General features: G+C 70.8%; 17 protein-coding genes, 1 tRNA gene and 1 pseudogene. 8 read left to right on the forward strand and 11 right to left on the reverse strand.

Annotated elements, in window-relative coordinates; genetic code table 11:
• Positions 1-39: 39 nt before the first annotated feature.
• The 5 genes and pseudogenes from NHL51_RS03740 to NHL51_RS03760 all read left to right on the forward strand — a co-directional run bounded on the left by NHL51_RS03740 (position 40) and on the right by NHL51_RS03760 (position 6,099).
• The gene (locus NHL51_RS03740) at positions 40-1,278 is read left to right on the forward strand and encodes a bifunctional diaminohydroxyphosphoribosylaminopyrimidine deaminase/5-amino-6-(5-phosphoribosylamino)uracil reductase RibD (protein ID WP_434141829.1); all 1,239 of its coding nucleotides are present in this window, start codon (positions 40-42) and stop codon (positions 1,276-1,278) included.
• A 2-nt stretch (positions 1,279-1,280) separates the two neighbouring features.
• Positions 1,281-1,874: pseudogene (locus tag NHL51_RS03745) on the forward strand (riboflavin synthase); the annotation flags it as partial.
• Positions 1,875-1,883: 9 nt separating this feature from the next.
• A complete protein-coding gene (gene ribA / locus NHL51_RS03750) occupies positions 1,884-3,395 on the forward strand; it encodes a GTP cyclohydrolase II (protein ID WP_434142193.1) in 1,512 nt (503 codons plus the stop codon).
• Positions 3,392-3,913, forward strand: coding sequence for a 6,7-dimethyl-8-ribityllumazine synthase (ribH, locus tag NHL51_RS03755; RefSeq protein WP_434141830.1), 522 nt, complete (start codon positions 3,392-3,394; stop codon positions 3,911-3,913). The genes ribA and ribH overlap by 4 nt, the downstream gene beginning before the upstream one ends.
• Positions 3,914-4,059: 146 nt before the next feature.
• Positions 4,060-6,099, forward strand: a complete 2,040-nt coding sequence (locus tag NHL51_RS03760) for an ABC transporter ATP-binding protein (RefSeq protein WP_434141831.1) — start codon at positions 4,060-4,062, stop codon at positions 6,097-6,099.
• Here NHL51_RS03760 and NHL51_RS03765 read toward each other — a convergent pair.
• The 4 genes from NHL51_RS03765 to NHL51_RS03780 all read right to left on the reverse strand — a co-directional run bounded on the left by NHL51_RS03765 (position 6,051) and on the right by NHL51_RS03780 (position 9,140).
• Entirely contained in the window at positions 6,051-6,290 is a 240-nt protein-coding gene (locus NHL51_RS03765; protein WP_434141832.1) for a hypothetical protein, read from the reverse strand. The genes NHL51_RS03760 and NHL51_RS03765 overlap by 49 nt on opposite strands.
• 163 nt (positions 6,291-6,453) lie before the next feature.
• Positions 6,454-7,674, reverse strand: coding sequence for an acyltransferase family protein (locus NHL51_RS03770; RefSeq protein WP_434141833.1), 1,221 nt, complete (start codon positions 7,672-7,674; stop codon positions 6,454-6,456).
• Positions 7,675-7,751: 77 nt separating this feature from the next.
• A complete protein-coding gene (locus tag NHL51_RS03775; RefSeq protein WP_434141834.1) occupies positions 7,752-8,789 on the reverse strand; it encodes a DNA topoisomerase IB in 1,038 nt (345 codons plus the stop codon).
• A 279-nt stretch (positions 8,790-9,068) separates the two neighbouring features.
• Positions 9,069-9,140 (reverse strand) — tRNA-Thr (locus tag NHL51_RS03780).
• 122 nt (positions 9,141-9,262) lie between these two features.
• Between NHL51_RS03780 and NHL51_RS03785 the strand changes: the two genes are divergently transcribed.
• Positions 9,263-9,757: a gluconokinase gene (locus tag NHL51_RS03785; protein ID WP_434141835.1), complete on the forward strand. Its 495-nt coding sequence runs from the start codon at positions 9,263-9,265 to the stop codon at positions 9,755-9,757.
• 64 nt (positions 9,758-9,821) lie between these two features.
• Here the strand turns inward: NHL51_RS03785 and NHL51_RS03790 are convergent, their stop codons facing one another.
• The 3 genes from NHL51_RS03790 to NHL51_RS03800 form a co-directional block, all read right to left on the reverse strand.
• Positions 9,822-11,399 (reverse strand): alpha/beta hydrolase, encoded by a 1,578-nt coding sequence (locus NHL51_RS03790; protein WP_434141836.1) that lies wholly within the window; start codon positions 11,397-11,399, stop codon positions 9,822-9,824.
• The gene (locus NHL51_RS03795) at positions 11,396-12,601 is read right to left on the reverse strand and encodes a DNA polymerase III subunit delta' (RefSeq protein ID WP_434141837.1); all 1,206 of its coding nucleotides are present in this window, start codon (positions 12,599-12,601) and stop codon (positions 11,396-11,398) included. The genes NHL51_RS03790 and NHL51_RS03795 overlap by 4 nt, the downstream gene beginning before the upstream one ends.
• Before the next feature lie 156 nt (positions 12,602-12,757).
• Positions 12,758-13,384, reverse strand: a complete 627-nt coding sequence (locus NHL51_RS03800) for a YigZ family protein (protein WP_434141838.1) — start codon at positions 13,382-13,384, stop codon at positions 12,758-12,760.
• 50 nt (positions 13,385-13,434) lie between these two features.
• Here NHL51_RS03800 and NHL51_RS03805 point away from each other — a divergent pair, with 50 nt between their 5' ends.
• Positions 13,435-13,803 carry an RNA-binding S4 domain-containing protein gene (locus tag NHL51_RS03805; protein ID WP_434141839.1) on the forward strand — a complete coding sequence of 123 codons (369 nt, stop codon included), beginning with the start codon at positions 13,435-13,437 and terminating at the stop codon, positions 13,801-13,803.
• A 282-nt stretch (positions 13,804-14,085) separates the two neighbouring features.
• Here NHL51_RS03805 and NHL51_RS03810 read toward each other — a convergent pair whose 3' ends face one another.
• Positions 14,086-15,654: a LuxR C-terminal-related transcriptional regulator gene (locus tag NHL51_RS03810; protein WP_434141840.1), complete on the reverse strand. Its 1,569-nt coding sequence runs from the start codon at positions 15,652-15,654 to the stop codon at positions 14,086-14,088.
• 117 nt (positions 15,655-15,771) lie between these two features.
• Here NHL51_RS03810 and NHL51_RS03815 point away from each other — a divergent pair, with 117 nt between their 5' ends.
• Positions 15,772-16,680, forward strand: a complete 909-nt coding sequence (locus NHL51_RS03815) for a 3-methyladenine DNA glycosylase (protein ID WP_434141841.1) — start codon at positions 15,772-15,774, stop codon at positions 16,678-16,680.
• Between the two features lie 107 nt (positions 16,681-16,787).
• Here NHL51_RS03815 and NHL51_RS03820 read toward each other — a convergent pair whose 3' ends face one another.
• The 3 genes from NHL51_RS03820 to NHL51_RS03830 all read right to left on the reverse strand — a co-directional run bounded on the left by NHL51_RS03820 (position 16,788) and on the right by NHL51_RS03830 (position 24,999).
• Complete coding sequence (locus NHL51_RS03820) at positions 16,788-23,381, reverse strand: DUF5979 domain-containing protein (RefSeq protein WP_434142195.1); 6,594 nt, start codon at positions 23,379-23,381, stop codon at positions 16,788-16,790.
• A 181-nt stretch (positions 23,382-23,562) separates the two neighbouring features.
• Complete coding sequence (locus NHL51_RS03825; RefSeq protein ID WP_434141842.1) at positions 23,563-24,639, reverse strand: Rv2578c family radical SAM protein; 1,077 nt, start codon at positions 24,637-24,639, stop codon at positions 23,563-23,565.
• 63 nt (positions 24,640-24,702) lie between these two features.
• Entirely contained in the window at positions 24,703-24,999 is a 297-nt protein-coding gene (locus NHL51_RS03830) for a chorismate mutase (protein WP_434141843.1), read from the reverse strand.

The raw sequence follows: 24,999 nt of genomic DNA on the forward strand, positions 1-24,999 counted from the left end.
TCGCCTGGCATTCGCCGCCGAGACCTCGGGGAGGAGCACATGCTCGAGCGACAGATCATCGAAGACGCGATGCGCCGCGCCCTCGTGCTCGCGCACCGCGGCCCGTACGACGACCCGAACCCCCGCGTCGGCTGCGTCGTGCTCGGGCCCGGCGGCCGCATCGTCGCCGAGGGCTGGCATCTCGGCTCGGGCACGCGGCACGCGGAGGTCGATGCGCTCGCCCAGCTGACTGCGGAGCATCGGGCCCGCGCTCGCGAGCTCACCGCCGTCGTCACGCTCGAGCCCTGCAATCACACGGGGCGTACCGGCCCCTGCACGGCGGCCCTGATCTCGGCCGGCATCGGTGCGGTCGTCTACGCTCTGCCCGACCCGGGGCGGGCGTCGGGCGGCGGGGCGAACGCGCTGCGCGCCGCGGGTGTGCGCGTCTTCAGCGGCGTGCTGGCCGACGAGGCGCGCGAACTGCTGGCGCCGTGGTTGGCGCGGCAGGGTGCGGGCTCGCGGCATGAGCACCGGCAGCGCCCCCGACAGGGATCGTCGTCGGCTCTGCCCCGCCCAACGGCACCGTACGACCGCCGCCCGCACGTCACCGTGAAGTGGGCGCAGACTCTCGACGGCCGGGCCGCTGCGGCCGACGGGTCGAGCCGTTGGATCACGGGACCCGAAGCGCGCGCGGACGTGCACCGGAGGCGCGCCGGGGCCGACGCGATCCTCGTCGGCACGGGCACACTGCTCGCCGATGACCCGGAGCTGACGGCGCGGGCCGCCGACGGAACGCTGCTCGTGCCCGCGGTTCGGCAGCCGATGCCGGTCGTGCTGGGCCGCCGAGCGATCCCGGCCGATGCGCGGGTGCTGCAGCACCCGGCGCTCGCGGCTCGCGGCTGGGATGCGCCGTGGCAGCTGTGCGGCGTCGACCTCGCCGCCGACCTCGCCGCACTCGCCGAGCGGGGCGTGCACCGCCTGTTCGTGGAGGGCGGGCCCGCCGTCGCGAGCTCGCTCATCGCGGCCGGCGTCGTCGACGAGGTGCTCGTGTACCTCGCTCCGGCACTGCTCGGCGGGCCGCGCCTCGCGCTCGGCGATATCGGCATTGCGAGCATCGACGGCATCGCCCGCCTGCGGGTCGACCGCGGCACCGGCCGCGGCACCGGCCGCGAAGACCTCGGGGTCGAGCGGCTCGGCGACGACCTGCTCGTGCGCGGATCGCTCTTGCACCCTGCTCTGCACCCGGTCGAGACACCCGGTCCACCGGCCGAACCACCCGTCGAGAGAAGGAAGAACTAGACGTGTTCACAGGACTCATCGAAGAGATCGGGGAGATCGTCGCCGTCACCGCGGCGGGCGACTCGACCCGGCTCGAGATCGCCGGCACGCTCGTGACGAGCGACGCCGCGCATGGCGACTCGATCTGCGTATCGGGCGTGTGCCTCACCGTCGTCGACCGCGGCACGACCGCCGACGGGCGCGGCACGTTCACGGCCGACGTCATGGCGCAGACGCTGCGCATGTCGGCCCTCGCCTCGCTCCGCTGCGGCGATGCCGTGAACCTCGAGCGCTCGGTGCGGGCCGATGCCCGGCTCGGCGGCCACATCGTGCAGGGTCACGTCGACGGTACGGCCGAGCTCGTGTCGGTCGCACCCGGCGACGCCTGGCGGGTGCTGCGCTTCGCCATCTCGCGAGATCTCGCGCCGCTGCTCGTCGACCAGGGATCGATCGCGGTCTCGGGCACCTCGCTGACCGTCTCGGCGATCTCGCCCGCAAGCGCGACGGAGCAGTGGTTCGAGGTCTCGCTGATCCCTGAAACACTGGCCGCCACCACGCTCGGCGCGCTCGCCCCGGGCGACCGCGTCAACATCGAGACCGACATCATCGCGCGCCATGTCGCCCGCATGCAGGAGTTCGCGAGCGCACCGGTCGCCGGAGGGATTCCGACCCCGGTCGCCAGCCCTTCGCTCGCGCCTGCGCACGGTTCTGCGCACGATTCTGCGCACGACCCCGCTCAACCCGACGTCTCATCGATCGACGAGGCGATCTCGGCGATCCGAGCCGGCCGCCCCGTCATCGTGGCCGACGATGAAGATCGCGAGAACGAGGGCGACGTCATCCTATCGGCCGAGCTCGCCACCGCCGAGACGATCGCGTGGACGGTGCGCTGGTCGTCCGGTCTGCTGTGCGCCCCGATGACCGACGAGATCGCCGACGCGCTCGAGCTGCCGATGATGGTCGCCCGCAACCAGGATGCCCGGGGCACCGCCTACACCGTGACCGTCGATGCGGCTCGCGGCATCACGACCGGCATCAGCGCGAACGACCGCGCGACGACGCTGCGCGCGCTCGCGAACCCGGATGCCGTGCCCGACGATGTGCGCCGCCCCGGACACGTGCTGCCGCTGCGCGCCGTCGCCGGCGGCGTGCGCGCTCGTGCCGGGCACACCGAGGCCGCGGTCGAGCTCATGCGGCTCGCGGGGCTGCGCCCCGTCGCCTGTATCGCCGAGATCGTCGCCGACGACGGCGACATGATGCGCCTGCCCGGCCTGCTCGAGCTCGGCGACCGGGAGGGGGTGCCGGTCATCACGATCGAGCGCCTCATCGCGTACCTGAATGCCGCCGACGGTGCCGCCAGTACCGTTCGCCGCGCCGGCCGCAGTGTCAGCCGCCGCGCCGAGACCCGGCTGCCGACGCGCCACGGCGAGTTCCGCGTGCTCGCGTATCGCGACCGCCGCGCCGGTATCGACCACCTCGCGCTGCTCGCGCCGACGTCGGCGGGCGAGCAGCCCACCGGCGAAGCCCTCGTGCGCGTGCACTCGGAATGCATCACCGGTGAGGCGTTCGGCTCGCTCCGGTGCGAGTGCGGGCCGCAGCTCGACGCGGCACTCGCGCTCATCCAGCAGCACGGCGGCGCGCTCATATACCTGCGCGGGCATGAGGGGCGCGGCATCGGCCTCACCAACAAGCTGCGCGCCTATCAGCTGCAGGATGACGGCCTCGACACCCTCGATGCGAACCTGCGCCTCGGGCTCCCCGCCGACGCACGCGATTACACGGCCGCCGCCGAGATGCTCGCCGACCTCGGCATCGACCGCGTGCGCCTGCTTAGCAACAACGCCGACAAGGCCGAGCAGCTCGCCGAGCACGGCATCGCGGTCGCCGAGCGGGTGCCCCTCGTCACCGGCATCACCGAGCAGAACGTCGCCTACCTCGAGACGAAGCGCGACCGCATGGGGCATCTGCTCCCCGAGATCATCGCACCGGACTCCGCTCAGGACTCCGCTCCGGCATCCGCACCGGTCCCCGTGCCGATCCCGTTCCCCGTTCCAGCACCCGGCGCCGAACTCGGCGCCGACACCACCGGCACCGGCACCGACACCGACACCGACACCGACCCTGAGGAGCAGCCATGAGCGGCGCAGGCGCCCCCGATCTCTTCGTCGATGCGCAAGGCGTGCGCGTCGCCATCATCGCCGGTAGCTGGCACGAGGAGGTGATGGCGCCGATGATCGCGGAGGCGCAAGCCGCCCTCGAGCGCGCCGGCTCGGAGTCGGAGCTCGTGCGCGTCGCCGGCTCGTTCGAGCTGCCGCTCGCCGCGCAGGTCGCGCTGGCTCCGCACGACGGCGCCCCGCCCCGCTTCGACGCCGCGGTCTGCCTCGGCGTCATCATCCGCGGCGGCACCCCGCACTTCGACTACGTCTGCAACGCCGTGACCGACGGGCTCGCCCGCGTGCAGCTCGACACCGGCCGCCCGGTCGGCTTCGGCGTGCTCACCACCGACGACGAGCAGCAGGCGCTCGACCGGTCGGGCCGCCCCGGGGCCCCCGAGTCGAAGGGCCGCGAAGCCGCCGAGGCCGCCCTGCACCTCGTCGCCGCAGTGCGGGCGCTGCGGGGGCCGGCCGCGTCGTCGCAGACTGCGCACGGGCGATGACCGGCGGGGGTTCGACGTCGGCGATCCCTGGCGAGACCGCGGCCGCAATCATGACCGAGCCCTCGACCGTGACCGCGCCCGAGACCGCGCCCGAGACCAGTGCTCCCATAAGCCCGCGCCCAGGCCGCTCCCATAGAGTGGAAGCCGTGGCAGAGCACCCCGAAGCACCCGCGACCGACCGGGCCGAATCGACCGCCCCGACCACCGCGGCACCGGCGCCGAAGACAGCCCCGACGACGGCGCCGAAGGGGCCCCGGGCCTCGCTGAAGCAGCTGATCCCGTACCTCTTCGAGCAGCGCGGGCCGCTCGTGCTCGCGATCGTGCTCGGCCTTGTCGCCGCGGTCGCGTCGTTGCTGCAGCCGCTGCTGCTCGGGCAGGTCATCGAGCGCGTGCAGCACGGCGACCCGCTCGCGCAGTTGCTCGTCGTGCTGAGCATCATCGTGGTGGTCGGCGCCGTGCTCAGCGGCCTGCAGCATTACGTGCTGCAGCGCATGGGCGAGGGCGTCGTCCTCGCGAGCCGCAGGCACCTCATCGCGAAGATTCTGCGCCTGCCCATCTCGCAGTTCGACCGCCGCCGCACCGGCGACCTCGTATCGCGCATCGGCAGCGACACGACCCTCTTGCGCGCCGTGCTCACGCAGGGCCTCGTCGAGGCGATCAGCGGCATGCTCGTCTTCGTGGGCGCACTCGTCGGCATGCTCGTCATCGACCCCGTGCTCTTCGCGATCGCGTTCGGCGTCGTCGTCTCCGCGCTCGTCGTGGTCGTCGCGGTGTCGCGCCGCATCCGCCCCGCCGTCACGCGCGCTCAGGAGAAGGTCGGCGACCTCGCCGCCCAGGTCGACCGCACCATCTCGTCGATCCGCACGATCCGCGCGGCCGGCGCCGCGGAGCGCGAAGAAGCGGCGACCGTGCAGGACGCGACCGAGGCGTACGAGCTCGGCCTCAAGGTCGCCCGCATCTCGGCGGTCATCGTGCCGATCTCGTTCCTCGCGATGCAGCTCACCTTCCTCGTCGTGCTCGGCCTCGGCGGCTTCCGGGTCGCGACCGGCGCCATCACCATCGCCCAGCTCGTCACCTTCATCATCTTCCTGTTCCTGATGATCATGCCGCTCGGCCAGGCCTTCGGCGCGATCGCCGCCGTGAACCAGGCGCTCGGCGCGCTCGGCCGCATCCAGGAGATCGCGTCGCTGCCCACCGAGACCGAGCACGACGCCGCGCTGTCGCCCGTCGGCCGCATCGTGCCGCTGAGCGAGGCCGTGCCGGCTACGGTGTCGGCGCCTCTCGATGCTGCTTCGGCGCCCGGTGCTGCTTCCCGAGGCGCTTCCGCTGCCGACCTCCCCTCGCCGGCCCCCGCGATCGCGTTCGACGACGTGCACTTCACCTACCGCTCGGCCGCCCCCGACCGCGCCGACGCCCGCGCGCTCGTGCGCCGCGGTTCGCGGCGCGACGCCGAGGCCGCCCCCGCGCCGATCATCGAGACCCCCGTGCTGCACGGCGTCAGCTTCACGGTGCCCCGCGGCTCACGCGTCGCCCTCGTCGGCCCGTCGGGCGCCGGCAAGTCGACCATCCTCGGCCTCATCGAGCGCTTCTACGACCCCGACTCGGGCACGGTCTCGCTCTTCGGCGCCGACCTGCGCATGCTCGACCGCGCCGAGGTGCGCGCCCAGATGGGCTACGTCGAGCAGGACGCCCCGGTGCTCGCCGGCAGTCTCCGCGACAACCTGCGCCTCGCTTCCCCCGACGCGAGCGACGCCGCCTGCGAACGGGTGCTGCGCTCGGTGAATCTCGGCGGGCTGCTCGACAGGGATCCCTCCGCCTCGCTCGCCACCGCCCTCGACCTGCAGGTCGGCGAGAACGGGCTCCTGCTCTCGGGCGGCGAGAAGCAGCGCCTCGCGATCGCCCGCGCGCTCCTGACCGCACCGCCCATCCTGCTGCTCGACGAGTCGACAGCCTCCCTCGACGGCGTGAACGAGCGGCTCATGCGCGAGGCACTCGACTCAGTATCAACGGGGCGAACGCTCATTGTGATCGCGCACCGGCTGTCGACCGTCGTCGACTCCGACAAGATCGTAGTGCTCGACAAGGGCCGCGTCGTCGGCGAGGGCACGCACGCCGAGCTCATCGAATCGACGCCGCTCTACCGCGAGCTCGCGAAGCACCAGCTGCTCGTGCCCGACGAGGCGTAGCCCTCGGCGCTCCGGGTACCGGCACCCTGATCCGGTGCTGCCCGTCGGCGCGCACGGCGATCCCTGGCCCGCAGCGCGCCCTCGCCCTCGCCCTCTCCCTCGCCCTCGCCCTCGCCCTCGCCCTCGCCCTCGCCCTCGCCCTCGAGCGTAGAGTCGTCGACCGGACGTATAGGGGAAGCACGGTGATTCACGTACCCGCCGGTGCTTCACCTATACAGTCGCGCCGATGGAGTGCAGGGCGGCACCGACCGCGCGCAAGGCAGCACCGACCGCGCGCAGGGCAGCACCGGCCGCGCGCAGGGCAGCACCGGCCGCGCGCAGGGCAGCACCGGCCGCGCGGCAGCCGCACACCGCTCAGCCGCGCTTCAGCAGCCAGTCGATCTTCGGCTCGATGACGGGCCCGAACACGACCGTCACCCACCGCATCGACAGCAGCGCCGACAGGGCGACCGCCATGATGACGAGCGCCGGTACGCCGAGCAGCCCCCATGCGTGCACGTCGTCGATCACACCGCTCGTGCGCAGCAGGTAGACGATCGGCCCGTGCAGCAGGTACACGAACAGCGTGCGCGAGCCCCACTTGGTGCAGAACGTGGTGCTGCGGGGCAGCACGATGAGCAGCGCGAAGGTGAGCAGAGCGGCGAGGAAGAGCAGCGCGGCCGTCGCCGGGATGCCGACGAGCGCGGTCGACCACCAGGTGTCGGGCTGCAGCGCGCCGATCGGCGCCCGCTCGAGCGTGGTCTCGTAGCTGTCGCGCCAGGTGAGCCAGCGGTCGAGGCGCCAGATCTTGATGAGGTTCGGCACGCACAGGAACACGAGCGCGAGCGCCGCGAACACCGCCCACGCGAAGACCCGCAGGCGCTTCGTCGGGCGCGTGAACCAGATGCCGTCGATCCAGCCGCGATCCCTGGCGAGCCACCCGAGCACGAAGAACGGCAGGAACACGAGGGTGCGCGCCGCCGAGAATTCGGTGCCGAGCACGGGGCTGAGTCCGCTCGCGAGGGCGAGCACGCACGACACGACGAGCGGGTGCCGCAGCCTCGCGATGTAGGGCAGCAGCAGGCGCATCGTGACGAGGGTGACGAGAAACCAGAGGGTCCACGCCGGTTTGATGAGGAAGCCCTGGCCGGGCGCCTGCCCCTCGAGCACCAGGTGGATGAGCGCCCAGACGCCCTCCCACACGAGCCACACCGCGAGCAGCTGCAGCGTCGAGCGCACGATCTTCGGCGAGCTGTCGGCGCGCGAGAACATGCCCGACAGCAGAATCATCGCCGGCATGTGGAACAGGTAGATGTAGACGTAGATCGCGAAGCCGAACTGCGATTCGGTGCGCACGGTCGACACCATGTGGCCGACGAGCACGAGCACGATGAGTGCGAAACGGGCGTTGTCCCAGAGCGCGATGCGGGGCTTCGGGTGCAGTTTCGGGGCGGGCTCGGCGGTCGCAGCGGCGGGCTCGACAGGGATCGCCGCCTGCGCGGCCGGTGCCTGCGGTGCCAGCGGTGCCGCCTGCCGGGCAGCGTCGTCCCCCGGATGCGGCTCGCGCTGCGCGGTGGGCGGGGGCTGTTCGGTCACGATTTCTACCCTAAGCGCTTCGCGGCGCCGTTCTGACCACCTGTTCAGGGGCGCACGCTGCACCCCCTCCCGGGCGCTCAATCCTCGCGCAGCAGCAGGAGTACGCGCTGCTCGTCGACGCTCAGATAGCGCCTCGCCCGCAGCCGCACCCGGTGCACGCGCGCGATCTCCGCGGGATTCTCGAACGCTTGCAGCACCCGCGGGTCGATGTACGACGACTTCGCTACCGCCGGCGTATTGCCGAGCCGCTCGGCGACGAGGGCGATCGCTCGTCTGCGTGCCGCTGCCGCGTCACGGCTCTCGGCCGCTGCGTCCGACGCGTCGTCGGTGCTCCCCGAGTCGTCGGCGACGTCGCGCGCCCAGCTGAACAGCGCACTGGCCGCGACGACCGTGCCGCCCCAGGTGCGGAAGTCCTTCGCCGTGAACTCCTCGCCCATATGCCGTTTCACATACGCGTTGACATGTCGGCTGTCGAGCCGATGGATCAGCCCATCCTCGTCGAAGAAGCGGAACACCTCATCCCCCGGCAGACTCTCGAGTCGCGCGATCACCCGGGCGACGCGCGCGTCTCGCACCATGCGCCGCTGCCGGCGGCCGCTCTTGCCGACGAAATCGAACCGCACCGCCTCGGCGCCCGGCGTCACATGCTCCCACTCGAGCGTCGTCACCCCGCGGCCGCCGCCGCGCGACGCGTACGCGGCGTTGCCGACGCGGAAGAACTGCTCGTCGATGACCCGGACGACGCAGGCGATGACGCGATCGCGCGACAGGCGCCTCCGCCGCAGGTCGCGGTCGACGCGAGCGCGCATCGCCGGCAGGCTCTCGGCGAAGCGCACCATCCGGTCGAACTTCTCGCGCTCGCGCCTGCGCCGGTATGCGGGATGGTAGATCGCCTGGGTACGGCCCGCGGCGTCGACGCCGGTCGCGAGCACCTTCGCCCTCGGCGACCGGGCGATCTCGACGTCGCGCCAGGCCGGCGGTACGGCGAGGGCGTTCAGCCGCTCGATCTCGGCCGTTCTCGTGATGCGACGGCCCTGCAGACGGTAGATCGCCTCGTCGCCATCGTACTCGCGGGTGATCGGGCGGCGCCGAGCAGCGGCTGATGGTGCTGCCATCGGTTCCTCCGCCCGCATCGATTCTCTGCCCGCCCGGTTCGCTGCTCGCCCGGTTCTCTGCCCGCCCGGTTCTCTGCCCGCCCGCTTCGCGTACTCGTTCGTGCGGGAGCCGGCCCCGGTCGGGCCTGCGCGATCGGCCCGCTCGAGCGGGCCCCAGAGCCGACCCTAGCCTCGCCGAGAGAATGTGTCAGCGGGGTGGCGCATCGGCACGCTTTCCTCTAGACACACGAAAACGGGCCGGACCGGTAGTTTCCTACCGATCCGACCGGTCCGATTCGGAGCCGACTTGGGGATTTGAACCCCAGACCTGTTCTTTACGAGGGAACTGCTCTACCCCTGAGCTAAGTCGGCCTGGCGCGAAACGAGTTCCGCACACGAGCAATAATATTAGCACGATGAACCGTCGCGTCGTGCCACCCCGGCACCGGGGCGCCGCACGACCCGGCCCGAGGTCGAGATCGGAGCCGCACCGCATGCCCGCCAGCACCCGCATCGTCGTTCTGGGCCCGAGCGGCTCGGGCAAATCGACGGTCGGGGCCGCTCTCGCGGAGCGCCTGGGCGCCGAGTTCATCGACGCCGATGACCTGCATCCGGCCGAGAACGTGGCGAAGATGCGTGCGGGCGCCCCGCTCGACGACGCCGACCGCGCGCCCTGGCTCGCCCGCGTCGGCTCCGCGCTCGCGGCACGCGAACGGGCGGTCGTCGCCTGCTCCGCTCTCAAGCGGGCATACCGCGACGCGATCCGCCGCCACGCGCCCGACGCCGCCTTCGTCGAGCTCGCAGTCGATGCGGCCGAGCTCGACCGCCGCATGCGCGACCGGCCGGGCCACTTCATGCCGCCCGCCCTGCTGCGCTCGCAGCTCGCCGCGTTCGAGCCGCTCGCCGATGATGAGCCCGGCTTGCGGGTCGCCGCCGATGAGCCGGTCGACGCGATCATCGACACCATCCGGTCGTGGCTGACGGAGTAGGGATCCCTGGCCCGCCGAACCCGGCACGAACCGCGAACGGCCCGCGGCGCTCAGCCCGCCGCGCTCAGCCCGCCGCGCACTGCGGGTCGCGCGACGGCACCTCGCTCTGCACGAAGTAGGCGTCGACGACCCGGTCGATGCAGTCGTTGTCGCCGTAGGCGGTGTGCCCCTCGCCGTTGTAGGTGACGAGCACGCCGCTCTCGAGCTGCCCGGCGAGCGACTGCGCCCAGCGGTACGGGGTCGCCGGGTCTCCGGTCGTGCCGACGACGAGAATGGGGCCTGCGCCCGCCGCCGTGACGCCGTCGCGCGACTCGACGCCCGAGACCGGCCACGCCGCGCAGCCGATGTCGCCGTAGCCCTGGAACCGCCCGATCGTCGGGGCCAGCTCGGCGAGTTCGGCAGCCTGTTCGCGCATCAGGTCGCGGTCCATGCCGCTCGGATAGTCGAGGCAGTTGATCGCCATGAACGCCTCGGTCGAGTTATCGAGGTAGCGGCCGTTCTCGCGACTGTAGTAGAAGTCGGCGAGCATCAGCCCGACGTCGGCGTCGCCCTCGTTCACGCTCGTGAAGAGGTCGTCGAGGTAGCCCCAGTTGCTCTGCGCGTAGAGCGGGGTGATGATGGCGGTGAGCATCGTGCCGCTGCTGAGCCAGCGGCCGTCGGTGCCCTGCAGCGGAGTCTCGTCGACCTTGTCGAGCTGCGCACCGATCTGCTGCATGCCGCGCGAGACCGGGCCCGTGAACGGGCAATCGGAGCGCTTCAGGCAATCTGCGAGGTAGGCCTCGAGCGCCTGCTCGAAGCCGCGCGTCTGCTCTTTCACGACCTCGTACTCGGTGGTCGTCGGGTCCATCGCGCCGTCGAGCACCATGCGCCCGACTTTGTCGGGGTAGGCGTCGGCGTATCGGGCCCCGATGTAGGTGCCGTACGAATAGCCGAGGTAGTTCAGCTGCGGGTCGCCCACGATCGCGCGCAACAGGTCGAGGTCTTGCACCGTCGCCGCCGTGTCGACGTGCCCGAGCAGGGCGCCGGTGTTCTCGGCGCAGGCCTGCCCGAATTCCTCGGATTCGGCGTATGCCGCGTCGATCCAGGCGTCGCTGCCGGCTTCGAGGGCGGCATCGGCCGCATCGCCGAGCCCGAAGAGGTAGTCGTCGAGCCCGGCCGCGTCGAGGCACGAGACCGCGCTCGAGCTGCCGACGCCGCGGGGGTCCCACCCGATCAGGTCGTAGTCGTCGAGCACCGCGGGCTGCGCCGCGTACTCGGCGCCGTTCCAGACGTAGTCGGCGCCCGAAGCGCCGGGCCCGCCGGGGTTCACGAACAGCGAGCCCTGGGGCTGCTTGCTCTTCGCGACGTGCTTCACCATATGCAGGGTGATGCGCTCGCCCGAGAGGTCGCCCCAATCGAGCGGCGCGTACACGTCGGCGCACTCGAGGCGGTCGCCGCAGGCCTGCCAGACCGGCTGCTGGCTCTGGAATCCGTCGAGGGTCGCTTCGGGCGCGGCCGGCAGAATCGGTTCGGGCTTCACGTGCGGCGTCTGCGAGAACAGGCCGGTGAGGGCGGCGCAGCCGCCGAGTGCCGGGGCGGCTGCGAGGGCCAGCGCGAGCAGCGCGACGGCCCCGACGCGGCGGGCCCGCACGGCGGCGGTCACGCGCGCACTCCCGGCTCGGTCTTCGACGCGGCCGATCCCGTCGCGATCGCGGCGAGCAGCGCCTCCATCACGAGCCCCGGGGTGATGGCGCGCAGCAGCCGGTCGCGCGCGGTCTCGATCGCGGTGACGGCGGCGAGGGCGCGCTCGGCCCCCCAGCGCTCGGCGAGCTCGTCGATGCGGGCGGCACGCTCGCTGTTCACGAGGTCGGGGCGGTCGGAGTGCGCGTTCGAGGCGCCGTCAGCGCCTTCGCCCGCGAACATCGCGGTGAGCAGCACGTCGCGGTACAGCGAGAGCAGGTCGGTGAGGATGCGGTCGAGGCCGTCGACGAGGCTGCGCTTGGCGCGCCGCTTCTGGTCTTCTTCGAGCGCGCGCATCTGGGCGCGCATCTGCGGCGGGATCGCGGCCCCCGCGGCGATGCCGAGACTGCGCATCGCCTCCTCGCGTTCGCGGGCGTCGAGCTGCTCGGTGATGGCCGCCGCATCGGCCTCCGCCAGCTTCACGAGCCGGGCGGAGGCGGCCATCGCGTCGCCGAGCGTCTCGATCGAGAGCGCGGTGTCGAGGGTCTGCTCGCGGCGCTGCAGCGCTTCGGCGTTGCCGGCGAGACGTCGGGCCATGCCGATGTGGCTCTGCGCGAGGCGCGCAGCGCGCTCGGCGAGTTCGAGGTCGATGCCGTCGCGCTCGGCGAGCAGGCGCGCGATCTCGGCGGGCTGCGGCGTCACGAGCCGCAGGGCGCGCGTGCGCGAGCGGATCGTCGGCAGCAGATCGGCCTCGCTCGGGGCGCAGAGCACCCAGACCGTGCGCTCGGGCGGCTCTTCGAGCGCTTTCAGCAGCACGTTCGAGGTGGTCTCGGTCATGCGGTCGGCGTCTTCGATGACGATGACGCGGTAGCGGCCCTCGGCGGGCGAATAGTACGAGCTCGCGACGACTTCGCGGGCCGCATCGATCTTGATGATCGCGGCCTGGGTGGTGAGCACGCCGAGGTCGGGGTGCGTGCGCCCGCTGACCTGCGAGAACACGTGGTCGAGGGTGCGCTCGTCGCGTGCGATGAGCGCGGCGGCGAAGCGGTACGCGATGTTCGAGCGGCCCGACCCGGGCGGGCCGGTGATCAGCCACGCATGGGCGGGTACGGCTCCGGGCGCGGCGGCCTGCTGCAGCGTGCGCACGGCCTCCGGTTGACCGACGATCTCATCCCAATAGCCCACCCAGCAAGCGTATCGCGCGCCTGCGACTTCGAGCTGGGCCGCGGCACATGCAGGCGTCTCGGGGGCGCTTCGGGCGCACCGGGGCGCTGCGGGCGCACCGGGGTGCTTCACGCGCGCCTGTCTCGTCAGGGATCGCGAGGGATCGCCGGGCGCGGCTCAGAGGTCGACGTACGCCGATGCGCCGGCGCGCACCTCCGCGGTCCCGGCGCTCGCCTCGGCGGCGAGCGACGCGAGCGCGGCGACCTCGTCCTCAGCGACCGCGAAATGCTGCGCGACGCGGTCGCTGTACTCCGCCTCGCCGACTGCGTACCCGCGGCGGCGGGCCTCCGCCTCGATCGACCCCGCGACCTCGTAGGAGCAGACGACGACCACGTCGCGCCGCAGCCCGCGCCGCACGCGCCGGGCCTGCAGCACGGCCTCCGCGACCGCGCCGCGGTAGGCACGGGTGAGACCGCCCGCCCCGAGCAGCACTCCGCCGAAGTACCGGGTCACGACGGCGACGACATCGCTGAGCCCCGCCGAGACGAGGGCGTCGAGCATGGGGGCGCCGGCCGTGCCGCTCGGTTCGCCGTCGTCGCTCGAGCGCTGCACGCGCCCGTCGGGGCCGAGTACGAATGCCGAGCAGTGGTGGCGGGCCCGCGGATGCTCGCCGCGCACCTCGGCGATCGCCTCGCGCGCCGCCTCCTCGCTCTCGGCCCGCACGAGCCGGGTGAGAAAGCGGGAGCGCGAGATCTCGATCTCGGTGTCGGTCTGCCCGTCGACGGTCTCGTACTCCTCGCGCATGCCTCCCATTCTGCCCGCCCCGCCCGCCGCTTTCCCGTACGATCGATGCCATGACATCCGATTCCGTGCGCCTCGACGCGTGGGTGTGGGCCGTGCGATTGGCGAAGACCCGCAGCCAGGCCACCACCGCATGCCGCGCCGGGCATATTCGGGTGAACGACAAGCCCGCGAAGGCCGCCCAGGCCGTGCGCGTCGGCGACACGGTACGTGCCCGCCTGCACGAGCAGGAGCGCATCTACCGCGTGATCGGCCTCGCTGCGCGACGCGGCAGCGCGACCGAGGCGGCGAAGTATTTCGAAGATCTCACGCCCCCGCCGCCGCCCCGCGTCGAGCGGCCGGCCGCGGTCATCCGCGACCCGGGCTCGGGCCGTCCGACGAAGAAGGATCGCCGCGACCTCGAGCGGCTGCGCGGGCACTAGCTGCGCCCGCCGGCTCCGTCGCCGGCCGAAGAGTCGCCACCGGCCGTAGGCCCGGGGACAGTCGCATACGCTTCGCAATGGGGGGATCGTGTCGCGCATGCGACTATCCGCAGGCCTACGGCAGCTCCAGCGAGACGTCGCAGCGGCTCACGACCTCTGCAGTGGTCTCGGCATACAGCGGCCACGTTCTCACTTTAGGATCGCTATGCGCCGCACGCTCGCAAAAAAGGGTGGTTCCGGGGGTGAAAGTTCGGAAGCGGGTCGGGCGGTATCCGCTGCCGATCAGAGGAGGCCGCGCTGCTCGCCGGCCGTGACCGCGGCAGCGCGCGACCCGACGCCGAGCTTGCGGTAGAGCGAACCGAGGTTGCCCTTCACCGTGTTGATCGAAATGAACTGCGCTTTGGCGATCTGCTCGCGCGACAGCCCCTGCGCGAGCAGTCGCAACGATTCGAGCTCCCGGTCGGTGAGGTTCTCCTGGCCCTCGCCGATGAACACGAACTGGGGTGCGACCGTATCGTCTGCGGAGGGCCATGCCGGGAAGCGCTGTCGTGCGAAATCGCGCAGGCCGCGTGAGAAGTACGGGATCTCATCGGCGCGGATCGCATCGGGTTCGGCGAGCACCAGCGCGATGATCGCGGCGCACGCTTCCTCCTCCCCCAACGCCCAGTAGCATTCGGCGACCGTCGCGCGGCGCCAGACTTCGAGGCGCCTGAGGCCAGCGGTCGCTTCGCGGAGGTTGAGCCCGATGCGCAGCGCCTCGTCGAATCGGCCGGACGCCATCTCGATCAGGGCGAGCACGAGCCGGGTGAGGTGCAGCGACCGGTCGGCGCTCTCGATCTGCGCTCGCGCCTCGCCGAGATCCCCCTGCGCTGCCGAGGTCACCGCCGAGCAGATCGCTTGGATGCTGCCCGCGTACCCGTCGCCGGCAACGACCGGCAGCGGCAGTTGGGCGAAGACCGCGGCCCGCCGCACGGCTTCGGGGAGATTGCTCGCGCGCTGCAGCGCGTACTGCAGCGCGGCGAAGTAGAACGGCCAGCTCTCGCCGAGGCTGCTGAGCGTCACCGCATCGATACGGGCGAGCGCCTCCGCCGCGGGCGCCCGCACGAGCGCATCGGCAAGCGCGTACAACGCATCGAGTTCAGGTTCGACCCAACTCGAGGTGCGAGGGATGCTCTCCGCCTCCTCGAGCAGCGCCCGGGCCTTCACGACGTCGCCGTAGAGCGCTTCGATGACCGCGGCGCGCACGCACGCGTCGCGGGTCAGAAAGTGCAGGGCGGGCACGCGTCCGTGCATGCGGGCGTTCGTGAAGCTCACGAGCGCCTCGGCGAATCGGCCCGCGAGCATTGCGGTCAGACCGTACTGCACCGAGCTGAAGAGCGCCCAGCCGCGGTTCCAGTCGTACACCGGGCGCATCGGGGTCTTCCGGGTGAGCAGTGTCTCGGCCCCGGCGAACGCCTCGGTCATGCGGCCCTCCAGCCGCAGACTGAACATGAGGCCCGCGGCGGTCAGGTTCTCGACGACGGCGACGGCCTCCGGCGACTCGGCCTCCGGCGCACCGGCGCCGGCGTCGGGCGCCGCGGGCCGTGGCGCGTTCGGGTCGGTAAGCATGATGGCGCTCAGGGCGCGGAGCGTCGGGCCGACCGCATCGCCGCGCTCGAGCAGGGCGGCCACGATCTCGGCGAACCGGTGGGGTTCGATGCCGAACCAGGCGGCGAGCAGATTCCGTTCGATGAGTTCGCCGACGAGCGAGTACTCGCGCGCGACGAATGCGGCCTCGATGCGACCGACGATTCGGGCCAACGGCTCTGCACGGTCGAAGTCGCCCGTCGAGGCAGGGTGCAATACATCCACAGTGACCCGAGTCTCCCCTATACACGGGACGCCGTTCTCCGCGCGCGGTGCGCGCGGCGCCCTGACCGATCCCCCGCATTGAGAATAACCCAATCGGCGAGGAGATACACTCGCCGGATGCCCCACCGTTCGTCCCCGATCCGGCGATCCGCCGCGCCCGAATGGCGGGCCGCGGAAGCCGCGCATCAGGCGCGCGCCGATGCCCTCGCGGTCGAGCACCGCGAGCGCCGCCACCGCGGCGAGCGGCATCCGGTCCAGGACTTCCTGTGGACGTACTATCCGATGAAGCCGCGCGAACTGCGCCGCTGGCATCCCGGCGCGGGCGTCGTGCTCGCAGACGCCGCCGATCGCGAGGGCTGGCGGTTCTACCGGGCCGCCGATCGTCAGGGATCGCTGACGCTCGACCTCGACGACTTCTTCGCGCGCCGCGGCGCGGCGGTCGACTACGTGGAGACGCTGCTGCGCGGCAGCATGGACCGGCCGCCGCGCTTCAGCTGCTTCGGTCTGCACGAGTGGGCGATGGTATATCGCATGACGCCCGAACAGCTGCGCCACACTTCGCTGCCGCTGCGCGTCGGGCAGGCGGCCACCGATCGGGTCGTCGAGTCGCACCCGATCTCATGCACCCATTTCGATGCCTTCAGGTTCTTCACCGAGCCCGCCCGGCCGCTGAACACGCTGCAGCCGACGCGCGGGACCCAGGCCGAACTCGAACAGGCCGGATGCCTGCATGCCGGCATGGACCTCTACAAGTGGGCCGGCAAGCTCGGCCCGATCGTGCCGGGCGAGCTGCTGCTCGACGCGTTCGTCTTCGCCCGCGACATCCGCGAGGTCGATATGCGGGCGTCGCCGTACGACGTGAGCGCCTACCGCGGGGCGTCGGGAGCAGTGCTCGAGGCGATCCCTGTCGAGACCGCCGAGGGCAAGCGCGAGTACGCCCGTCTGCAGCGCGGCTTCACCGAGCGCGGCAACGCCTTGAGGCACCGCGTGCTCGACGCGATCGCGGTCGCCCGCGCCGCACGGTAGCGAGCCTGAACGGTTCTGCCGCCGGCGCGTCACCGCAGCCGTGAACGCACGGGCCCGGCCTGCTTCCGTTCAGGAAGCGGACCGGGCCCGTGCGCGTGCTCGTGCGGCTACTCGTTCGACGTTGCCGTCGACGTACGGCGCCGGATCAGCAGCCCCGCGCCGACGAGAATGCCGAGCAGCGCGACGATGCCGAGGCCGGCGAGCGAACGGCCGCCGGTGGTCGACAGCCACTCACCGAGCGACTGACCGTTCTCACCGGGAACCACGGGCTTCGGGCCCTCGAACCCGTTGGTGAACAGCACATGCGTGCCCGACTCGTTCAGCACGACGCCCTCGCGCTCGACGCCTTCGGTCGTGTCGCCCGCCACCGTCACCGTCGTCTCGACGGCATGACTGCTGTCGGTCTCGGTGATCGCGCACTTGGCGCCCGCGGGCAGGTCGGTCACGACCTCCTGTTCGCCGGCCTTCACGGTCGCCTTCCGAGTATCGACGGTCTCGCCTGCCACGCACTCGACGAGGAACTCGAAGCTCTGCGCACGCTGCTCAGAGGTCAGGTCGTACTCGCTCGTGCTGCGCACCGACTTCTCGATGACGAGGTCACCGAGCGCGTAGGTGTTCGCGAACGAGAGGAGCGTCGCCTGCGCCGGCTCGGAACCCGCGCCGTTGTCGCGGATGCGGAGCTCCGCCGACAGACCGTCCTCGCTCGGGTTGACCCCGGTCGAGGCCTCGACCGACCGGCCGATCTCGCCGAACTCGCCCACTACGGGCCCGCTCTCGGGGTTCGATACCTCGACGGCGTCGCAGTTCGCACCGATCGGCAGGTTCGGCACCACGACCGACTGGCGCTCGGCGGCCTCGGTGCCGGGAAGGTTTCCGGGAACCTGCAGCAGCGCGTAGTCGCCGAGATCGAGGGCCGTGCGGCCGCCCGTGCCATCGGGCACGGTGCAGCTGAGCGCGACCGGGAACGACTCGGGGGCGTTGCGCGGATCGCCGAGGATGTCCTTCGAGACCACGAGGTCGGCGGTCTTCAGCGTCACACCGGCGACCGGCGGTGCCTTCGGCAGCGGGATCGGCGCTCCCGTTATGTCCCAGGCCATGACGCCGCTCTGGTTCCAGGCGACGCGTGCGTCCTGGTAGTCGGCGAGCGTCGGCTGCAGGCCGCCCTCGGCGTGATCGATCACGCGGTTCTGCGTCTCGAAGTTCACGATGACGTTCTGCCCCGGTGCCAGCGGAGTGGCTGCGAGGTCGAGCGTCACGCGGATGCCCGCGATATCCGCGTCGGAGCCGCCGCCGGCGAGATAGTCGGCGAGCGAGGTCCACACGTTCGCCGGGTTCGCGGTGCTCGAGCAGGTGGGGTCGTCGGTCCACCGGTTCGGGGCCGTCGAGCCCGTGCTGTAGCAGGCCTCAGCGTTCGTCGTGACCTCGATCAGCGCCTGAGTGCCCGCCGGCATCTTCGCGACCTGCAGCGAGGCGGAGTCGATCACGGGTCGGAAGTTCGACCCGCGCTCGAAGCCGTAGCCTGCGAGGAGGTTGTCGCCCGGAGTGGGGAGCATGTCGACGATCACCATCTTCGACAGCGGGTTGGTGCCGATGTTGAAGTAATCGAGGTTCCAGCTATCCGTCGCACCGACCGCCGTGTAGGCGATGCAGGGCGTGCGCGTGTAGCCGTCGGCGCTCCAGCTGCTCGAGGAGCAGGCCTCACCGGTCGGCAGGTTCGTCGCGCGATCGACGCGGCTCCCGCCGTCGACGAGGAACTCGCCGTCGGTCTCGACGATCTCTCCGTTCACGGTCTTCATGCCGTTCACATAGGTGCCGACGAGCGGCGACACGTAGTTGGTGTTGCTGCACTCCTCGTTCGAGGCGGGAGCGTTCGGCGCCTGCCCGTTCTTCGTCGGCTGCGTGCAGGCCGCGAGCGGCTCGCCCGTATCGACGACGACCTCGTTGGTGGCGCGCTGGCCCGTCGTGAGACCGGGCTGCAGAATCAAACCGAGTTCGATGGTCACGACCTCGCCGGGCTTCATGGTCGAACCCTCGGGCCAGGTGAAACCGAGCTCTCGGCCGTCATCGGAGAGCGCCACGGCGATGACAGCCGGATCGACGGTCAGGCCGTCGCTCGTCGAGCTGAAGCCCGGCTGCTCACCGTCCCACACGAGCGTGGTCGGCAGCTGGTCGGTGACCGTCTCGATGGGCAGCAGGCTGTTGCCCGTGTTCGTGAAGATCAGCTTCCACTTGAGCGAATCCAACGGGTTGACCTGATGGTTTCCGGTGTCGTTCGGCGCCCGCTTCTCCACCTTGATCTTGTGCTCGCCCTGCGAGAAATCGATCTCGGCATCGGCACCGTCGGTTGCGGTGTCGGTGTCGGTGCGCGTCGCGATCGTCGTCGCCGAGTTCTCGACCGGTGCGGCCTCGCCGTGCCAGTCGATGCCGGCGTCGGCGCGCAGCTGCACGGTGAACGGCATGGTCGCCGAACCCCAGCCCGAGCTCCACGAGGTGGCGCCGAGCGGGAAGAGCTTGCCGTCAGCACGGTCGAAGACGGTGCGTACACCGATGACATCGGCGAGGCCGCCGCCGTCGGCGGTGAAGGCGCCGAACTCGACCCAGTCGGTGCCGACGAGCACGTACTGCGTCGTCCGGTCGACACTCGTCGGCAGACCCGCTGGGCCGAAGGAGACGAGCTGGAACTTCTGCCAGAAGCCCGGCGTCTGATCCTCGATCGTCAGGTCGTGCAGCGGAGCCGTCGAGTTACCGGGGGTGGCCTTCAGCGTGACGGTCGCCGGCGCCTGCGGGTCGGCCTCGTAGATCGTGCCGTTGTCGGCGCCGGGCAGCGTGTTCGTCACGGCGATCGACTTGGCGAGCTTCACTTCGATGCGCGCCTGCGAGAGATCGACGTGCGCGTCATCGCCGCTGGTCGGGCGGCTGCCCGGGTTCACAACGAGGTCTTCGCCGAGGGCGAAGGCATCGTTCGAGACGCGCACGGCGGAGCCCGTGGGGCCGCCCGTGACGGGGGAGCCGCTCGCACGCTTCTCGGCGCGCAGCTGCACGTCGATGTTCATGACGAACTTATCGCCGGCGATGATGCGGTTGCCGTTGATCTCGGGCGAGGTGCCCTGATACGTCACCGAGACACCGATCACGTCGGCCAGCAGTGCGCCTGCGTCGCCGGCCTCGATCTGCGCGATCGAGAAGCTCTGCGTCGCCCCGAGGCCGTCGTTGTAGAGCCACAGCTCGACGGTGCTCTGCGTCTTGTCGATGTACGCCGGCAGCGCAGCGAAGCTGAGGCCGGTGACATTGAACTGATCGAAGTGATTGGTCGCAGCCTCGTTCGAGAAGACACGACCGGCGAACGGGCTCTGCCCCATCAGGCTGTTGCCCGAGGTCGCGCTCGCGACGTCGGTGACGCGCAGGCGCGACAGCTTCATGATGCCGGCCGCGCCGCCCTCGCTCTCGGAGGCGTTCTTCGCGGTGAGCGAGTACCGCGTCGTCGGGTAGTCGGCCGGATCGAGATCGCCGTAGTTCGGCGCGACGAGCGCACCCTTCGTCACGGACTTCTCGAGGCTTACGTTCGGCGTGCCGTCGATCAGGTTGATCTGATCGTTATCGGTATCGACAGCGGGAGCGCCACCGCCCAACGGGTTCGCCTCGGCCCGGAAGACGTTATCGATGCAGCCGAAGTCGCCGGGCGCGGCACCGCAGTTGAAGCTCGCGTTGGAGGTGACCCACTTCGGCGATTCCTGAGCCGTGCCGCGTGCGCGGTCGCGCAGCTGCCAGTCGAGGGTGTACCCGCGAATCGCTGCCGAGGCGGAGACGCCCGACCCCACTGCGGGGGCTCCGATGTCGCCGACCTCGGGGGCGGCAGCGGCGGCGCGCGACTGCGCGTTCTCCTCGACGGTCAGGCGGATGCCGAGCGCCCAGCCGCGCTGGTTCGCATCCAGCGTGTACCCGACGAAGCCGTTCGACCCCATCCAGCCGTTCGTCGGCGCCGTGACGGCAACCCATTCCGTGCCGTTGTAGAGCTCGACCGCGGTGATCGAATCCCACTGCAGGGCGGGATCCTGCGCCAGAGTGATCGCCTTTACTCCTCGCAGATCGAACGCCTCGAACACGGTGCCGACGCCGTCCGCGGTCGGGTTGTTCGGGTCGGTGAGCACGACGCTCTCGTAGCCGGGCGCGGTCAGCGCCCAGCGCTGCTGCGAACTCGCGGTCGCACCCGACTGAGATGTGAGCAGATCGGGCTTCAGCCAGTTCTTGTCGGCCCAGAGCGGGCCGGGGCCGAACGCCTCATCGGGTCGAATGCTGCCGGTCGCGGTTGCCTCATCGTCATCCGTGACGACGCGGTCGCCCAGGGTGCCGGTGCCGTCGGCGGTCGCCGTGTTCTCGTACGGCGTCGCCTTGAGCGGGTCTTTCTCGTCGACCGGCGCCGTCGGAGCATCGCTCAGACGCAAGGTGTCGCGGGCCTCGAATCGGAGGTTCGGCTTCACATTGGTCGAGGTCGGGAAGCCGTTCGGGTTGGTGTAGACATACCGCACACCGGTGACATCAGCGCCGCCGGGCACCGGGATGTTCACGGCCGAATCGGTCGTGAGCGTCTCGAAGTCGGTCCAACCTCCGTCGGCATCGCGCAGCTGGATGACGAGGGTGCCACCGGCCGGCACCTGCACGGGTGCGACGATCTCGGTGAGGTCGTAGGCATCCCAGAAGGTGCCTGCGCCCTGGATCTCGTCGGTGACGACGATCTTAGTCGGCTTGGTCTGGCTGCCCGAGGCGGTGGCCGTCGTCGGCAGCTGCACGATGACGTCGTCACCGGGCTCGACGATGCTCGGGCTGACGCGCTTGTCGATGACGACATCGATGGCGGGCGCGACGACGGTGAGGTGCGCCTCGGCGTCATCGGCGACGGGGTCGAGGCCGTTGCGCTCGCCCGTGACGTCGACGACGTTCTTGAACGGACCGGCGGGCGCATTCGCCTCGCCGAGGTTCTCGCTCGTCTTGATCGAGTAGCGGATGTCGGCGAGCGCGCCGGGCTCGATGCCGGTCGTGCTGGTGTATTCGATCTCGAAGCCCGTGATCGCACCGGGTGCGGCGGGCAGCGGCGAACCGGCGGTGATGACCGGCAGCGTCTGTCGGTCGCCGTTCGGCAGGATCCAGGTGACGGTCGCCTCGGTCGCACCATTCGGCCAGGCGGCGTCCGGGTTCGTATTGTCGAAGCCCGCGAACGCCAGGTCATCGGAGAAGTACTCGGCGTCGGCGCCGTCGGCCGGTTCGCGCACGGTCAGCGAGTCGAGCGAGGTGCTCGCGGGCACGTTCTTGTTGCGGGCGTGGAGCACGACGCCGACGGTGTCGCCGCCGACCGCGGTGAGCGAGGTCAGTTCATTGCCGGAGGCGTCGAGGAACGACTTGCCCGCTTCGACCTCGATCTGCTCGGGGCCGACGACGAGGTTCGCTTCGGCATCCTTCGAAACCGGGGGCTGACCGTCGACCACGACCGTGGCGCGCACATCGTTCTCGGCCGTGTAGCCCTCTGAGATCTTGCCCTCGGTGGTGCGGTGCGTGCCGCGCTGCTCGACGTCGAAGCTCTGCGAGACGGCGGTGCCCGGAGCGAGATCGCCCGTGTAGGTGGTGCGCACACCGGCGATATCGCTCGGCGTCATCGTGTCGACCCAGGGAGTCCAGTTCCAGCTCGTGCCGTTCCAGTGGTAGACCTCGACGGTTGCCGATTCGGCCCCGGCGGGCAGGTTCGTGGTCGGGTCTTCCGGGTCCGCGAAACCGGCGAAGTCGACGTAGTTGAAGGGATTCGCGGCGTCGAGCGAGGTCGCGCCGTCGGGGGCCGCCGTGGGGTCGGCGGGGTCTTGCAGGGAAAGGCTCGTGGCGTTCACGTTCGAGGACTGCGTACCGCCGATCGTGACCTGCGAAGGCGCGCCGATCTGGAAGCCCTGCTCCGCCGGGCTCCAGGCTTTGGACGGCGTGACGTCGACGACGACGGGCACAGCGACCGAGATCGTGGCGTCATCGGTCTGCGTGATGGCCTCGTTGCCGTCGGCCTCGAACACCGCGGTATTGACCAGGTCCGCGTTGTTCCACTCCCAGTCCGGGGACAGGTCTTCCGGAATCTTGATCTGGTAGGTGAGCACGCCCTGATCATCTGCCGACATGCCGATGATGCCGTCGACTGCACGATTCACACCGACTGTGATCATGCGGTTCTCGACGCCTGCACCGATGGTGCCTGCGTTCCCGCCGCCATCGGTAACGCCGGGGAGCACCGTCGAGACATCGTTCGGGCTACCGTTCACGGTCGCCGAGAGACCGAGGATCTCCCAGCCTTCGAATGCGGCAGGAAGCACATCGGTCACCGTCACCGGGGCCACCACGCTCTGATTCTCGACGCTGAAGTTCACCGAGTAGGTCACGATCGTGCCCGGCGTCAGGTCGCGGACGGCATCCTGCCCGTCCACCTTCTTGACGAGCTGCAGCACCGAACTCGGCCCTGCGCTCGCAGCGGTCGAACCGAGCGCGACCGTGCCGATGCTCAGCGCGAAGGCGGCGATGACCGCTATTGCTTTCCTGGCTTTCGGGCGCCACGAAGTGCGCTCCCCAACGTTGCTACGCATGTGCGAAGAACTCCCCTGATGGTCCATGAACGCGAAGTCGCAGGTGCAGACCTCGGCAGAGATGAGGCGTCGAGCGATCTCCCCCAAGACCATGCTCAATTCGAGCGATGCTTCAGCACCCCCGATGAATCCCCAATGCGATCCTAACCGCTACTGAGAGATGACGCAAAAATTACGGACACAGGGACGATGCGATACGGATTATGGGAATGCCGTCGAGGCAGACACCGGTTCCCTGACACGGGCCGTTCGCACCGGCCGCGGCCCCGCAGCTTCAGAACAGGGTCGGCGCCGGCTCGCCCGGCACCGCCGCGGGCACCCGCTCGGGGCCGCCGGTCGATTCCGCGATCCGCCGCCCACCGCGGCGCTCGAGCCCGTGCTTGCGGATGAGCGGCCTGATGCGCCCCGCGAGCTCGAGCCGGTACGCCTGCGGGGCGCGGCTCGATGCCCCCGGGAAGAGCGCACGGTAGCGCGGCAGCAGCTCCGGGCAACGCTCTTCGAGCCACGCGAAGAACCACGGCTTCACATGCGTGCGCAGGTGCAGCGGGCCGTAGATGACCGAGCGCGCCCCGGCCGCGGCGATGTCGCGCAGCAACCGGTCGAGCTGCGCCGACGAGTCGGTGAGGTACGGCAGCACCGGCATCACGAACACCTCGGGCTCGAAACCCGCATCGCGCGCCGCCGCGATCGTCGCGAGCCGCGCGGCCGTCGTCGGGGTGCCGGGCTCGATCGCCTGCTGCAGCTCGGGGTCGCCGATCGCGATCGACATCGCGATATCGACCGGGGCGCGCTTCGATGCATCGACGAGCGCCGGCAGATCGCGCCGCAGCAGCGTGCCCTTCGTGAGAATCGACATCGGCGTCGAGGCTCGCGCCAAGGCGTCGATGATGCCGGGCATGAGGCGGTAGCGCCCCTCCGCCCGCTGGTACGGGTCGGTGTTGGTGCCGAGGGCGACCGTCTCGCGCCGCCAGCTCGGCCGCGCGAGCTCACGGCCGAGCACCTCGGAGACGTTCACCTTGACCACGATCTGCGAGTCGAAGCCGCGACCGGTGTCGAGTTCGAGGTAGCGGTGCGATCCTCGAGCGAAACAGTAGCGGCATGCATGGGAGCAGCCGCGATACGGGTTGATGGTCCACGAGAACGGCATCGACGAAGCGCCCGGTACGCGGTTGAGCGCGCTCTTCGCGATCACCTCGTGGAAGGCGATGCCCTCGAACTCGGGCACCCGAACGGTGCGCAGATGCCCGGGAACGGCGGCGACCTCGCCGAGCTCGAGCCCGGGCAGCGCCGGCAGCGCCGACGGCCCGGCACCATCCGCCGCACCGCGCGCCGACTGACCGCTCCACCTCATGCGATTATTCGAACACATGTTCGAATAATGCGCAAGGCGGGCGGCCCGGCGGTGGCGAGAACGCTACTTCTCGGCGGCGATCTCGATGTGGTGCTGAATCACCTCGGCGACCACGAAGTTGAACCACTTCTCGGCGAACTCGGGGTCGAGGTGCGCGTCTTCGGCGAGGCTGCGCAGGCGCGCGGTCTGCCGCGCCTCGCGGGCGGGGTCGGAGGCCGGCATCTCGTGCTCGGCCTTCAGCCGCCCGACCTCCTGCGTGCAGCGGAAGCGCTCCGCCAGCATGTGCACGAGCGCCGCATCGATGTTGTCGATGCTCGCTCGGAGGCTCTCGAGGCGCTGCTGCGGGGTCGCTTCGCTCAT

This window comes from Leucobacter sp. gxy201, from assembly GCF_051043335.1.
Lineage (GTDB): Bacteria > Actinomycetota > Actinomycetes > Actinomycetales > Microbacteriaceae > Leucobacter.